11 protein-coding genes are annotated in these 13,838 nt (G+C 56.2%); all 11 read right to left on the reverse strand.

Annotated elements, in window-relative coordinates:
• Nucleotides 1–11 precede the first annotated feature (11 nt).
• The 11 genes from ftsA to RAC90_RS12465 all read right to left on the reverse strand — a co-directional run bounded on the left by ftsA (nucleotide 12) and on the right by RAC90_RS12465 (nucleotide 13,826).
• On the reverse strand, nucleotides 12–1,268 hold the full coding sequence (ftsA, locus tag RAC90_RS12415) for a cell division protein FtsA (RefSeq protein ID WP_006117681.1): 1,257 nt from the start codon (nucleotides 1,266–1,268) through the stop codon (nucleotides 12–14).
• Nucleotides 1,265–2,104, reverse strand: coding sequence for a cell division protein FtsQ (gene ftsQ, locus RAC90_RS12420; protein WP_054634500.1), 840 nt, complete (start codon nucleotides 2,102–2,104; stop codon nucleotides 1,265–1,267). Before ftsQ ends, ftsA begins: the two co-directional genes overlap by 4 nt.
• Before the next feature lies 1 nt (nucleotide 2,105).
• Nucleotides 2,106–3,023: a D-alanine--D-alanine ligase gene (locus RAC90_RS12425; protein WP_375096694.1), complete on the reverse strand. Its 918-nt coding sequence runs from the start codon at nucleotides 3,021–3,023 to the stop codon at nucleotides 2,106–2,108.
• Entirely contained in the window at nucleotides 3,016–4,491 is a 1,476-nt protein-coding gene (gene murC, locus RAC90_RS12430) for a UDP-N-acetylmuramate--L-alanine ligase (RefSeq protein ID WP_006117678.1), read from the reverse strand. The genes RAC90_RS12425 and murC overlap by 8 nt, the downstream gene beginning before the upstream one ends.
• Nucleotides 4,492–4,566: 75 nt before the next feature.
• Nucleotides 4,567–5,625 (reverse strand): undecaprenyldiphospho-muramoylpentapeptide beta-N-acetylglucosaminyltransferase, encoded by a 1,059-nt coding sequence (gene murG / locus RAC90_RS12435; protein WP_058702059.1) that lies wholly within the window; start codon nucleotides 5,623–5,625, stop codon nucleotides 4,567–4,569.
• A complete protein-coding gene (gene ftsW / locus RAC90_RS12440; protein ID WP_033740255.1) occupies nucleotides 5,622–6,836 on the reverse strand; it encodes a cell division protein FtsW in 1,215 nt (404 codons plus the stop codon). Before ftsW ends, murG begins: the two co-directional genes overlap by 4 nt.
• A complete protein-coding gene (gene murD, locus RAC90_RS12445; RefSeq protein ID WP_110267851.1) occupies nucleotides 6,836–8,152 on the reverse strand; it encodes a UDP-N-acetylmuramoyl-L-alanine--D-glutamate ligase in 1,317 nt (438 codons plus the stop codon). The genes ftsW and murD overlap by 1 nt, the downstream gene beginning before the upstream one ends.
• Nucleotides 8,153–8,154: 2 nt before the next feature.
• The gene (gene mraY / locus RAC90_RS12450) at nucleotides 8,155–9,237 is read right to left on the reverse strand and encodes a phospho-N-acetylmuramoyl-pentapeptide-transferase (protein ID WP_033740254.1); all 1,083 of its coding nucleotides are present in this window, start codon (nucleotides 9,235–9,237) and stop codon (nucleotides 8,155–8,157) included.
• On the reverse strand, nucleotides 9,231–10,589 hold the full coding sequence (gene murF, locus RAC90_RS12455; RefSeq protein ID WP_375096695.1) for a UDP-N-acetylmuramoyl-tripeptide--D-alanyl-D-alanine ligase: 1,359 nt from the start codon (nucleotides 10,587–10,589) through the stop codon (nucleotides 9,231–9,233). Before murF ends, mraY begins: the two co-directional genes overlap by 7 nt.
• Nucleotides 10,586–12,073 (reverse strand): UDP-N-acetylmuramoyl-L-alanyl-D-glutamate--2,6-diaminopimelate ligase, encoded by a 1,488-nt coding sequence (gene murE / locus RAC90_RS12460; RefSeq protein ID WP_172913134.1) that lies wholly within the window; start codon nucleotides 12,071–12,073, stop codon nucleotides 10,586–10,588. Before murE ends, murF begins: the two co-directional genes overlap by 4 nt.
• On the reverse strand, nucleotides 12,060–13,826 hold the full coding sequence (locus tag RAC90_RS12465; RefSeq protein ID WP_006117671.1) for a peptidoglycan glycosyltransferase FtsI: 1,767 nt from the start codon (nucleotides 13,824–13,826) through the stop codon (nucleotides 12,060–12,062). Before RAC90_RS12465 ends, murE begins: the two co-directional genes overlap by 14 nt.
• Nucleotides 13,827–13,838: the final 12 nt, after the last annotated feature.

Below are 13,838 nucleotides of genomic sequence, written 5' to 3' on the forward strand. Positions count from 1 at the left end.
TTTTACAAAAATTAAAACTCTTTTTTTAACCAACTATTGATACGTTTAAACCAGTTGCCGACTGAAACCCGCTTTTCCGCCTCTGCGTCACCGTTCATGTGTGACTCTTTGCCGTAATGCAACAGCCCTACCGCCGTGGAATAGTAAGACTCCTGCGCGTAGTCCGTCAGGCCAGTAATGTTCAGCGGCTGTCCAATGCGCACCTGCGTATGGAATACGCGCTGCGCGCAGGCGGCCAGACCTTCAATCTGCGCCGCGCCGCCGGTTAATACAATCCCCGCAGCAAGATGGTGTTTCACTCCCTGCTGGCGAAGCTGCTCTTGCAACTGCAAAATCTCGTCATTGACCAGATTTAAAAGTTCGGTGTAACGCGGCTCAATTACCTCAGCCAGCGTCTGACGCTGTAAGCTCCGTGGCGGACGTCCGCCAACGCTCGGCACTTCAACGTTCTCATCTTTTCCAACAATCGATCCCAGCGCGCAACCATGCCGGACTTTAATCGCTTCCGCATCGGTAGGCGGCGTGCCAAAGGCGTACGCAATATCGCTGGTAACTACATTGCCCGCATAGGGAATGACCTTCGTGTGGCGCAGTGCACCGCCAGTATAGACGGCGATATCCATTGTGCCGCCCCCGATATCCACCACGCAAACGCCCAGTTCGCGTTCGTCTTCGGTCAGTACAGCAAAGCTGGACGCCAGACCGGCAAAAATCAGTTGGTCAACTTTGAGGCCACAACGTTCAACGGCTTTAACAATATTTTTCGCCATATCATTGTGACAGGTGATCAAATGGACTTTCGCCTGCATACGTACACCGGAAAGGCCGACCGGGTTCTTGATGCCTTCCTGGTAATCGATGGCATATTCCTGAGGAATAACGTGCAGAATGCGATGCTCGTCACGAACGCGCACAGACTTTGCCGTGTGCACCACATTCTCTACATCATCCTGAGTCACTTCCTCTTCTGAAATCGGAACCATCCCGATTTCGTTCTGGCAGCTGATATGTTTGCCCGATAATGCAAGGTAGACGGAGGAAATCTGGCAATCCGCCATCAACTCAGCCTGATCAATGGCGCGCTGTACGCATTTCACCACCGACTCAAGATCGTTAACGCCACCTTTATCCATACCGCGGGACGGACAACTGCCGACCCCAATAATATTGACCATACCATCGGGCAGAATTTCCCCAACCAGGGCGGCGACTTTCGCAGTGCCGATTTCGAGTCCAACTACCAGTTTTCTGTCCGTTGCCTTGATCATTGTTGTTTAGCCTGTGCCTGGTTTTGTTGCTGATTACTGTCCTGTGGCTCCATCACTATCGGTGTCCAGCCAACGGAGGCGCCAGAGTCATAGCGTAAATCAACGGAGTTGATGCGCTTGTGTTCATTCTCGCCTTGTTGCTGCAACACCGGATAAAGCTCAATAAAACGATTCAGACGCTTCATGGTATCGGTACGGCCCAGTTCGATACGTACATCGTCACTGGTCACCAGCTGCCATGAACGTCGTGCCGTCATCGACGCCACCTTCAGGGTAAACTTCCTGGCCTTCAGCACATCATCCATACTGTGATAGCCCGCCAGGACCTCTTTTTCACTGCCTTCTGGCCCATACAACATGGGCAACGTTTCTTTGCCCATATGATTGGCCGGTACGCTAAATGACACGCCGTCGCTGTCCACCATATGCGCGTCGTTCCAGCGTGCCACCGGCGTGTACTCAACCAGATGAATCTTCAGTTCATCAGGCCACTGTTTGCGCACACTGACCTGTTTAATCCACGGCAACCGTTCAATCTGCTGCTGGATAATGTTCACATCCTGCGACATAAAGGTGCCGGGTGGCCCCAGGGATAAAATCGCCTGGCGGATGTCGTCGTGGGTGGTGTAATGCAACTCACCGGTGACCACCAGTTTCGACAGGGGTAAGCGGGATGCATCGTTCATCCACTTCAGCACCACTAATCCACCCGCAATCATTATGCCCATCACCATCAGCAGAAAGACGATGCCAAACAGCCGGGCACCGTTACTGCGGCCGGTGCGTGCCCGCTCCTGCGCCTCACGATTGCGTACATTCATCGCCGCCTGTGACATATCAGTCGGCCAGTTCCAGAATGCGTACGACCAGTTGAGAAAAGGTCAGTCCCGCCTGCTTTGCTGCCATCGGCACTAAGCTGTGGCTGGTCATGCCCGGGGAAGTATTGGCTTCCAGCAACTGAAAGCGGCCTTCACCATCGGTCATCACATCGACACGACCCCAACCCTGACATCCCAGCGCCTGCCAGGCAGACCACACCAGCTGTTGTAATTCTGCTTCACGCTCTGCACTCAGCCCTGCGGGACAGAAGTACTGAGTATCGTCAGAAATGTATTTAGCTTCATAGTCATAAAACTCGCTGGCAGTCTTTATTTTTATCGCTGGCAGAATCTGATCGCCCAGAATGCCCACGGTATATTCTTCACCACTCAGAAACGCCTCGATAAGTACGTTATCGTCGTGACGAAATGCCTCTTCCAGCGCGGCCAGCAGATCACCCTGCTGATTAACCCGGCTGATGCCAACGCTGGATCCTTCACTGCTCGGTTTAACAAACAGAGGGAAGCCCAGTGCGGCAATCGCCGCCTCTGTCGCGGCGTCCAGACCCGACTGCATCTGTGCACGGGTCATCCAGACAAACTTACCTGCCGGCAGTCCCCTGCCCTGCCACAGTAATTTGGTACGCAGCTTATCCATGGTCACCGCCGACGCCATGACCCCGCTGCCGGTATAAGGCAGTTGCAGGAATTCAAGCACGGCCTGAAGCGTGCCGTCTTCGCCACCGCGACCATGCAGCGCGATAAAGACTTTGTCGAAGCCCTGCGCTTTCAGATCCAGTACAGACTGCTCGCGTGTATCAATACCGTGCGCATCAATGCCCGCTTCACGTAAACCGGCCAGTACGGCAGCCCCGGACATCAGGGAGACCTCGCGTTCGGCTGAGGTGCCCCCCATCAAAACAGCCACTTTAGACATGACGGCCCTCCACTTTGCGCTCTGGCTGCAGTTTGCATTCCGCCAGTTTACGCGCCACTTTCCCGACGTTGCCTGCGCCCTGAACCAGAATCAGATCGTTACCTGATAATAACGGCGCCAGCATCTCGACTAACGCATCATGCTCCGGCACCAGAATGGGGTCGACTTTACCGCGGTTGCGGATTGCACGACACAGCGCACGGCTGTCAGCACCCGGAATCGGCGTTTCGCCGGCGGCATACACATCCAGCATCAGTAAAACGTCGACCTGTGACAGCACGTTGGCAAAATCGTCAAACAGGTCGCGCGTGCGGGTATACCGGTGCGGCTGAAAGACCATCGCCAGTTTTTTATCCGGCCAGCCTGCGCGCGCCGCTTTAATGGTGGCATCCACTTCCGTTGGGTGATGGCCATAATCATCAACCAGCATAGCCGTGCCAGGCGTGCCGTTGACCGGTTCGGTAGCAAACTCGCCCAACTGATCGAAACGACGGCCGGTTCCCTGGAAGCTCTCCAGCGCCGCCAGAATCGCGCTGTCTTCAATGCCTTCTTCGCTGGCAACCGCAACCGCTGCCGCCGCATTCAACGCGTTATGCCGTCCCGGCGCATTCAGCGTGATCGCGAGTGGTGCCTTGTCCTGACGAATCAGGTTGAAATGCACCTGAGCGCCACGCTGTTCAAAATCTTCAATGCGGAAGTCCGCATCCTCGCTGAAACCATAGGTCGTAATCTGACGTCCTACGCGCGGTAACAAGTCGCGAATCACCGCATCATCAACGCACATCACCGCACGGCCATAGAAGGGCAGGTTGTGCAGAAAATTGATAAACGTCTGCTTCAGGTTTTCGAAATCACCCTGATACGTGTCCATATGATCGGCTTCGATATTGGTCACGACGGCAACCATCGGCTGCAGATGCAGGAAGGACGCATCGCTCTCATCCGCCTCAGCGATCAGATAACGGCTGCTGCCCAGACGCGCATGCGTGCCCGCCGCTTTCACCAATCCACCGTTAACGAAGGTCGGATCCAGACCACCTTCGGCATAAATGCTGGAGACCATCGCCGTTGTCGTGGTTTTGCCGTGCGTTCCGGCGATCGCAATGCCATGACGAAAGCGCATCAGTTCTGCCAGCATCTCAGCGCGACGAATCACCGGGATACGTTGCTCGCGTGCCGCAACCAGCTCAGGGTTATCCTGAGAAACCGCACTGGAGACCACGACGACACTGGCATCCGTCACGTTTTCCGGGCGGTGATTGAAGTAAATCGTTGCGCCCAGATTGATCAGATTTTGGGTTACCGGGTTAGGCGCCAGATCAGAACCGCTAATATGGTAGCCTTCATTCGCTAACACTTCGGCAATACCGCCCATGCCAGCACCGCCGATGCCGACAAAGTGAATGTGCCGGACGCGACGCATCTCGGGCACGATTGAACGCAGTTTTGCCAGTTGTTGTGTATTCATTACGCTTTCTTATACCTACTCATTCAGTTTGTGCTCAGGTTGTTGAGCACGGGCCAGCCAGGCTGACCTGATTCTTTAACGTGCGGCGCGAGCCACTTCCTGTGCAACCCGTTCGGTGGCATCAGGTACCGCTACCGCGTGGGCCTTTTCTGCCATCGCGAGTAATGTTGGACGGTCCCAGTGACGCAACGTTTCCGCTACCGCCTCCGCAGTAAACTGCGGCTGCTCAAAAATTTTGGCAGCCCCTGCGCCTTCAAGCGGCAGGGCATTCCAGTACTGCTGGCGATCTTTGTGCTGAAACGGCACGAAAATCGCCGGTAAGCCTGCGGCAGCGATTTCGCTTACCGTTAATGCGCCAGAGCGGCAAATCACCACGTCGGCCCAGGCATACGCAGCGGCCATATCATCAATAAACTCGGTCACTTTATGCTGCGGCTGACCGGCTTGCTGATAGGCCTGTTGGACTTCTTGCAAGGCGCCCTTACCCGTTTGATGCCAGAGGGTAATGGTCTCGCCCAACCTGGCGGCAATCTGAGGCAACGTCTGGTTCAGAATGCGCGCGCCCTGACTGCCCCCGATAACCAGAATACGAATCGGTCCACTGCGGCCAGCCAGCCGTTGAGCCGGTGACGGCAGCGCCAGCACATCGGTACGCACCGGATTACCCACAACGTCCGCGTGCGGAAAGGCGCCCGGGAAGGCCTGCATGACCTTGGTGGCAATTTTAGCCAGCCATTTATTGGTGAGCCCGGCAATACCGTTCTGCTCATGGAGTACCACTGGCACCCCGCAACTCCAGGCGGCCAGACCACCGGGCCCCGATACATAACCGCCCATGCCGAGCACCACATCGGGCTTCCAGGCTTTGATAATCTTGCGCGCCTGACGCCAGGCGTTGAAGATGCGTACCGGCGCTAACAACAGCGCTTTACTGCCTTTACCGCGTAATCCACTGATGCGGATAAAATCAATGTCGATACCGTGCTTCGGTACCAGGTCGGCTTCCATACGATCGGCCGTGCCTAACCAGCGCACCTGCCAGCCCTGCGCCTCAAGATGATGCGCCACAGCCAGCCCCGGGAAAACATGCCCACCGGTTCCTCCTGCCATGACCATCAATCGTTTACCGCTCATCGACCACCCCGGGTAAACGCCTGCGCTTTAGCCAGACGCGTTTCATAATCAATACGTAACAAAAATACGATGGCCGTCGACATAATGAGCAGGCTCGAGCCACCGTAACTAATCAGCGGTAATGTCAGACCTTTTGTCGGCAACATCCCCGCCGCCGCACCCACGTTGACCAGCGCCTGAAAGCTGAACCAGACGCCGATTGAGCAGGCCAGAAAGCCGGAGAAACGTTGGTCAAGTTCAAGTGCGCGGCGGCCAATCGACATGGCGCGAAAAGCCACGAAGAATACCATTAACAGGGCTAAAACCACACCGATGTAACCCAGTTCTTCTCCGATAATCGAGAAAATAAAGTCGGTATGTGCTTCCGGCAGGTATTCCAGTTTCTGTACCGAATTGCCCAGTCCCTGGCCCCAGAATTCGCCGCGGCCAAACGCCATCAGTGACTGAGTAAGCTGGTAGCCGCTGCCGAACGGATCTTCCCACGGATTCCAGAAAGAGGTCACACGGCGCATACGATAGGGCTCGGCGATGATTAACAACACCACTGCGAAGATGCCGGAACCGATAATCGCCAGGAACTGCCACAGCTTTGCCCCCGCCAGGAAGAGCATCGCGAGCGTCGTGACAAACAGCACCACCACCGTACCCAGATCGGGCTGAGCGAGCAGCAGCACCGCCAGCACGACCATCACCCCCATCGGCTTACAGAAGCCCCAGAAGTTATTGCGGACTTCCTCAACCTTACGCACCAGATAACTGGCGAGATAACAGAAGAGCGTGAGCTTAGACAGTTCCGCTGGCTGAATACGCAGTGGACCCAGTGCAATCCAGCGTGATGCCCCGTTTACGGAGCTTCCTACGACCAGCACAATCAGCAGCATGACGACCGACGCCATCAACATCACGTTGCTGTAGCGCTGCCAGAAATCCATGGGTACGCGCAGCGTGACCAGGGCGATACCAAACGCCAGCGCAATATAGAACGCATCACGCTTGGCAAAGTAGAACGGATCGTCATTCAGACGCTGTCCCACCGGCATTGAAGCCGATGTCACCATCACAAACCCGATTGCAGCCAGCCCCAGGGTCAGCCAGAGCAAAGTCCGGTCATAGAGCACCTGCGAGGTATCGTCGCTCTCACGCGCGCCCATCACCCAGTTACTCAGGCGACCTGACAGATAATTCACAATGCCCGCTCCAGGAATACGCATCAGCTTAACTCCCTGGCCAGTTGCGCGAAGACATCGCCGCGCTGTTCAAAATTGCGGAACTGGTCAAGGCTGGCGCAGGCCGGGGAAAGCAGGACCATGTCGCCTGGCTGTACCTGTTTTGCAATCTGCGCCATCGCCTCCTGCAGCGTTTCGGTCCTGACCGCCACGTCAGGGCGGAGCGCGGCCAGTGCATCACCATCGCGCCCAAAGCAAAACAGCCGGATACGATCGCCCTGCAGATACGGCTGCAATGGAGAGAAATCCGCAGATTTGCCATCGCCTCCCAGCAGTAACCAGAGCGTACCGTCAACCTGTAATCCCTTCAGAGCCGCTTCCGTACTGCCCACATTGGTTGCTTTTGAATCATTGATCCAGCGCACACCGCGGCTTTCATGAACCAGCTGGAAACGGTGCGCCAGACCTGAATAAGCCGCCAGTGCGGACAGACTGGTCGAGCGTGGCAGACCAACCGCATCGGCCAGCGCCAGCGCGGCGAGCGCATTGGTGTAGTTATGCTGTCCGACCAGCGTCATCTCGTCTGTGTTCAGGACTTTTTCGCCTTTCGCCCGCAGCCAGACACTGCCCTGCTGCTTGTTCAGGTGATAATCGCCGATATCAATACCGAAACTGACACAGCGTGCGTCGGCGCCGCGTACCGGCATGGTCATGCCATCGTCGGCATTCACCACGCAAACCTGAGCGTTCTCGTAAATCCGCAGTTTTGCCGCGCGGTACTGCTGCATACCTAACGGATAGCGATCCATATGATCTTCGGTCACGTTCAGGATCGTGGCCGCTGCGGCCTTCAGGCTGTAGGTGGTTTCTAACTGGAAGCTGGAAAGCTCCAGAACATAGAGCTGAGCGGGCGCTTTCAGCAGGCTCAGCGCGGGCAACCCAATGTTACCGCCGACGCCTACCTGCCAACCGGCGGCTTTCGCCATTTCGCCGACTAACGTAGTGACCGTACTCTTTCCGTTTGAACCGGTGATCGCCACGATCGGTGCCTGTGCTTCCCGGCAAAACAGCTCAATGTCGCCGACGATTTCAATGCCCGCGTCTGCCGCTTCACACAATGCGGCATGGGCCAGGGCAATGCCGGGGCTGGCCACGATGAGATCCGCAGCCAGCAGCCAGTCGCGATTGAGACCGCCCACATAACGTTCCACCTGCTCAGGCAGTTTATCCAGCCCGGGCGGTGATACACGGGTATCCATCACGCGGGGCGTTACACCCTGCGCTATAAAGAAATCAACACAGGACAGGCCGGTCAGGCCTAATCCGATGATGACGACTTTTCTCCCGCGGTAATCAGCCATGATTAACGTACCTTCAGCGTCGCCAGGCCAATCAGCACCAGCATGAGCGAAATAATCCAGAAGCGCACAATCACGCGCGGCTCTGGCCAGCCTTTCAGTTCGTAATGGTGATGGATCGGTGCCATGCGGAAAATACGCTGGCCACGCAGCTTGAACGATCCCACCTGCAGGATCACCGACAGCGTTTCAACCACAAACACGCCGCCCATAATCACTAATAAAAATTCCTGGCGCAGCAGGACAGCGATGGTACCGAGCGCGCCGCCCAGTGCCAGCGAGCCGACATCGCCCATAAAGACCTGAGCCGGATAAGTGTTAAACCAGAGGAAACCTAATCCAGCCCCAACAATCGCCGTACAGACGATAACCAGCTCACCTGCGTGACGCAGATAAGGAATGTGCAGGTAATCGGCGAACTTCACGTTACCGGTCGCCCAGGCGACCAGGGCGAAACCGGCCGCAACAAACACTGTCGGCATAATGGCCAGACCATCCAACCCATCAGTCAGGTTGACGGCATTGCCGGTACCGACGATAACGAAATAGGCCAGTACGATGTAAAACAGGCCAAGCTGTGGCATCACATCTTTGAAAAACGGCACCACGAGTTCCGTCGCAGGCGTATCTTTACCAGCCAGATAGAGCGCGAAGGCGACACCGAGCGAAATCACCGACATCCAGAAGTATTTCCAGCGGGCAATCAGCCCCCTGGTATCCTTGCGAACCACTTTACGGTAATCATCAACAAAGCCAATGACGCCAAAGCCCACCAGCACCACCAGCACGCACCAGACGTAGGGATTAGAAGGATAAGCCCACATCAGCACCGACAACGTAATCGACGTCAGAATCATGATGCCGCCCATCGTCGGCGTTCCCCGCTTGCTGAAGTGCGATTCGGGACCATCATTACGGACAACCTGCCCGATCTGCAGCTTTTGCAGCCAGGCAATCAGACGCGGCCCCATCCACAGCGAAATAAACAGTGCGGTCAGCAGGCTGACAATGGCGCGAAACGTCAAATACGAAAAGACGTTAAAACCGGAATAAAATGCGACCAGATGCTCGGCCAGCCAAACTAACATGTTCCTTTCTCCTGTAAGCTCTGTACTACCTGCTCCATGGCGGCACTACGCGAACCTTTAATCAATACAGTCATTTCTTTGTGTTCGGACAGCAACTGGCGTAATCGTTCAGTCAGCGCCGTTTTATCGCTGAAATGTTCGCCAACTTCGCTACTTTCACTCATAAAGTGGCTGAACTTCCCGGTGCTTAATACCCGGTCAACGCCCGCAGCTTTGGCCGCCAGACCGACTTCGCGATGAAGTTGTTCACTTTCATCCCCTAATTCAGCCATATCGCCCACCACCATCACACGGTAGCCAGGCATTTCAGACAGCACCTGTGCCGCCGCAACCATCGATCCTACATTGGCGTTATAGCTGTCATCCAGGAGCAGTTGATGATCTGAGAGCCGGACAGGAAATAAGCGACCAGGAACGGACTGCAGGCTTTTCAGCCCGGTCTGCACCGCGCTAAGCGGTGCATCGACCGACAACGCAAGCGCCGCCGCCGCCAGAGCATTGGCGATATTGTGCCGACCGGGCAGAGGCAGAATAATGTCGATGTCACCACGGGGCGTATGCATGACAAAATGGGTGCCATCCTGGCGAATACGGATATCGCGCGCACCAAAGTCGCAGTCTGCGGCCTGCGGCGAGAAGCGCCATACCGTTTTACCGTGCAGGTTCTCCTGCCAGCGTGGCCAGTCATTGCTGTCAGCATTTAAAATCGCCGTTCCCTTTGCGGGCAGGCCGTAAAAAATTTCACCCTTCGCTTTTGCGACACCTTCAAGCGACCCGAAACCCTCAAGGTGCGCGGCAGCCAGATTATTGACCAGCGCCGCTTCCGGACGAACCAGGTCGGTGGTATAGGCGATTTCACCCTGATGATTAGCGCCAAGCTCAATCACGGCATACTGATGTTCTGGCGTGAGACGCAGCAGGGTCATGGGCACGCCAAAATCGTTATTCAGGTTACCGGCGGTATGCAGCGTTTCGCCGCACTGGCGTAAAATCGCTGCGGTCATTTCTTTCACTGACGTTTTACCGGATGAGCCGGTCAGCGCAACGACGCGGGCACTGACCTGCTGACGCACCCAGGACGCCAGCTTACCAAAGGCGATGCGCGTGTCTTTGACAACGACCTGCGGCACCGACACAGGTAAATGCTTACTTACCAGCAAGGCTTTCGCGCCCTTGGCAATCGCATCCTCGGCAAAGTCATGTGCATCGAAGCGCTCACCCACAATGGCAACAAACAGACTGTCTGCGGTGACCTTGCGGGTGTCTGTCGTGACGGTGTTGAACGTCAAATCGTCGCCGTGCAGCGTACCGCTGGTGACCTGCGCTAAGGTGCGTAATGAAACCGGAATCATGCAATGCCTCCTAACAGCGTGGCGACCGTAGCACGATCGGAGTAGTCCAGCCGCTGATGACCAATAATTTGATAATCTTCGTGGCCTTTACCGGCGACTAACACAATGTCGTCGGGCTGAGCCTGCATAATAGTGCTGGTGACTGCCTGTGCACGGCCCGCGACAACGCGAGCGCGGCCCGGATCAAGGAGGCCGCTCAGAATGTCCTGCACAATCGCCGCAGGATCTTCGCTGCGCGGATTATCGTCAGTAATCACGACCACATCGGCAAACTGTTCCGCAATGGCACCCATAAGTGGGCGCTTACCTTTGTCGCGATCGCCGCCACAGCCGAACAGGCACCATAGTTTACCTTTACAATGCAGGCGGGCGGCGGCCAGTGCTTTCTCTAATGCGTCGGGCGTGTGGGCATAATCCACCACGACAGTGGGTTTGCCCGGCGCGGAGAAGACTTCCATCCGCCCGGTAACCGGCTGCAGTTTTGCGGCAACGCGCAGTAAATCATCCAGTGCATAACCCAGCGCCAGCAGTGTGGCCAGCGCCAGCAACACGTTACTGACGTTAAAAGCCCCCATCAGACGACTGTCCAGTTCGCCATCGCCCCAACTGGAGCGGAAACGAATGTGGGCACCATTGTCGTGATAGTTCACCTCGGTTGCGCGAAGCCAGCGACCATGGCAGCCAGGCTGCAGGTTATTTTCCATCGAGACAGCAACCGCATCAGGCAGGTTTGCCAGCCAGCGGCGTCCGACTTCATCGTCGGCATTCAGGATGGCCACGCCCACCTGATGTTCAGAGAAGAGCAGCCATTTAGCTGACTCGTACTGTTGCATATCGCCGTGATAATCCAGGTGATCGCGACTGAGGTTGGTAAAGACAGCGGCAGCGAACGGCAAGGCTGCGACACGATGCTGCACCAGACCGTGGGAGGAGATTTCCATGGCGGTCAGCGACGCGCCCTTGCTGGCCAGTTCATCCAGAGTATGCTGGACGTCCACAGCGGAGCCGGTGGTGTTTTCGGCAGGCACGAGCTGGCCGACCAGTCCATTTCCCACCGTCCCCATCACCGCGCTGGTTTCACCCAGCAGCTCAGCCCACTGGGCCAGCAACTGACTCGTGGTCGTTTTGCCATTAGTGCCGGTGATGCCAATCAGTTTTTGTCTTTCGCCCGGCTGTTGGTAAAAACGCCCCGCCAGAGCGGAAAGACGCTGGGGCAACTGTGCAAGATAGATAACCGGCACGCCGTGCATTTCGCGTATTTCACCATCGCTCGCTTCCCCTTCGGCTTCCGCAATCACGGCGGCCACACCCTGGGCAATGGCCTGAGGAATGAAGCGGCGTCCATCAACCTGATGGCCGGCGATAGCGACAAACAGATCACCCGCAGCCGCCACCCGACTGTCCAGCGTCATGTCACGCAACGGGCGCGCAGGTGCACCGGGCACCCACGGTCCGAGTAAGTCGCGCAGGTTACGATCTGTCACTTGTTTCCTCACTTCTGTTTGTCACCAACTCGTTCTTGTCATTGGTCGGCAGCGCATCCGGCTCGATGTTCATGGTGCGCAGTACGCCGCCCATGATGGCACCAAACACCGGTGCAGAAACCGCACCACCATAATATTTACCGGCCTGAGGATCGTTGATGACCACAACAAGCGCAAAACGAGGACGGCTGGCAGGTGCCACACCTGCGGTATAGGCGATGTATTTGTTCACATAACGCCCGTCCGGTCCGACTTTTTTCGCCGTACCGGTTTTAATGGCGACGCGATAACCTTTAATGGCGGCTTTCACGCCGCCCCCGCCCGGCAATGCAACGCTTTCCATCATATGCACCACGGTTTTCACCAGAGCTTCAGGAAATACGCGCTCACCGCCCACCGGCGGATCCACTTTGGTAATTGAGAGCGGGCGGGCGATACCAAAGCTGCCAATCGTTGCGTAGACTCGCGCTAACTGTAACGGCGTTACCATTAGCCCGTAGCCGAAAGAGAAGGTGGCCCTCTCTATGTCAGACCACCGTTGTTTTTTAGGGTATAAGCCACTGCTTTCCCCGACCAGCCCCAAATTGGTCGGTTTACCCAGACCAAAGCGCGAGTAAGTTTCTACCAGCGCTGAGGAGGGCATCGCTAACGCCAGTCGGGAAACACCGACGTTACTCGATTTCTGTAGTACGCCAGTCAGCGTGAGTTCGTTATAGCGCGCTACGTCTTTAATCTCATGACCATTTACGCGATACGGCACGGTGTTCAAAACGCTGTTCTCTTTCACCACGCCGCGTTGCAGCGCGGTCATCACCACCATCGGTTTTACCGTCGAGCCGGGTTCGAAAATGTCGGTGATGGCCCGGTTGCGCATCAGATCTTTTGGCGTGTCGCTGAGGTTATTGGGGTTATAGGCAGGGCTGTTCGCCATCGCCAGGACCTCACCGGTATTCACATCCACCAGAACCGCCGTTCCCGATTCGGCTTTGTTAAAGGCGACCGCATTATTCAGCTCACGGTACACCAGCGCCTGTAAACGCTCGTCAATGCTCAGAGTGAGGTTATGTGCCGCACGACTGTCCACCGATGAAATGTCTTCGATAACGCGCCCATAGCGATCTTTACGCACGGTACGCTCGCCGGGCTCACCCGTCAGCCATTTGTCAAAGCTCTTTTCGATGCCTTCGATTCCCTGACCATCGATATTGGTGAAGCCAATCAGATGTGAGGTGACCTGTCCGGCAGGGTAATAACGGCGTGATTCTTCGCGCAGATGGATACCGGGCAGCTTGAGTTTTTTGACGTATTCACCAATGGCGGGATTGACCTGGCGGGCCAGATAGATGAACCGGCCTTTAGGATTGGCATTTACGCGGGCGGCCAGTTGATCAATGGGAACAGAAAGCGCATCTGAGAGCGCACGCCAGCGACTGTCGAGCGTGACACCGCCCGCATCATGCAGCTCTTTGGGATCGGCCCAGATGGCGTTAACCGGTACGCTGACCGCCAGCGGACGCCCGCCGCGGTCGCTGATCATCCCCCGCGAGGTGGGCACGGCCTGAACGCGCAGTGAACGTAAATCGCCCTCTTTAACCAGTTTGTCCGGATTAATCACCTGCAGCCAGGCCACGCGTGATAACAGCCCACCTAAGGCCAGTAAAATGCAACCGCATAACAACGCAAAACGCCAGCTTACAAAGCTGGCTTTATCTTCTGGTTTTTTTAACTTCAGCGTTCTTTTTACGCCGCTCATTAGCAGTAACAG

The sequence above is a fragment of the Pantoea sp. CS_6 genome (genome assembly GCF_041954745.1).
Classification (GTDB): Bacteria; Pseudomonadota; Gammaproteobacteria; order Enterobacterales; family Enterobacteriaceae; genus Pantoea; species Pantoea stewartii.

Excerpts from the sequence above, each read along its gene's own strand:
- ftsA (WP_006117681.1), bottom strand. The coding sequence starts at position 1,268 with ATGATCAAGGCAACGGACAGAAAACTGGTAGTTGGACTCGAAATCGGC.
- ftsQ (WP_054634500.1), bottom strand. The coding sequence starts at position 2,104 with ATGTCACAGGCGGCGATGAATGTACGCAATCGTGAGGCGCAGGAGCGG.
- RAC90_RS12425 (WP_375096694.1), bottom strand. The coding sequence starts at position 3,023 with ATGTCTAAAGTGGCTGTTTTGATGGGGGGCACCTCAGCCGAACGCGAG.
- murC (WP_006117678.1), bottom strand. The coding sequence starts at position 4,491 with ATGAATACACAACAACTGGCAAAACTGCGTTCAATCGTGCCCGAGATG.
- murG (WP_058702059.1), bottom strand. The coding sequence starts at position 5,625 with ATGAGCGGTAAACGATTGATGGTCATGGCAGGAGGAACCGGTGGGCAT.
- ftsW (WP_033740255.1), bottom strand. The coding sequence starts at position 6,836 with ATGCGTATTCCTGGAGCGGGCATTGTGAATTATCTGTCAGGTCGCCTG.
- murD (WP_110267851.1), bottom strand. The coding sequence starts at position 8,152 with ATGGCTGATTACCGCGGGAGAAAAGTCGTCATCATCGGATTAGGCCTG.
- mraY (WP_033740254.1), bottom strand. The coding sequence starts at position 9,237 with ATGTTAGTTTGGCTGGCCGAGCATCTGGTCGCATTTTATTCCGGTTTT.
- murF (WP_375096695.1), bottom strand. The coding sequence starts at position 10,589 with ATGATTCCGGTTTCATTACGCACCTTAGCGCAGGTCACCAGCGGTACG.
- RAC90_RS12465 (WP_006117671.1), bottom strand. The coding sequence starts at position 13,826 with ATGAGCGGCGTAAAAAGAACGCTGAAGTTAAAAAAACCAGAAGATAAA.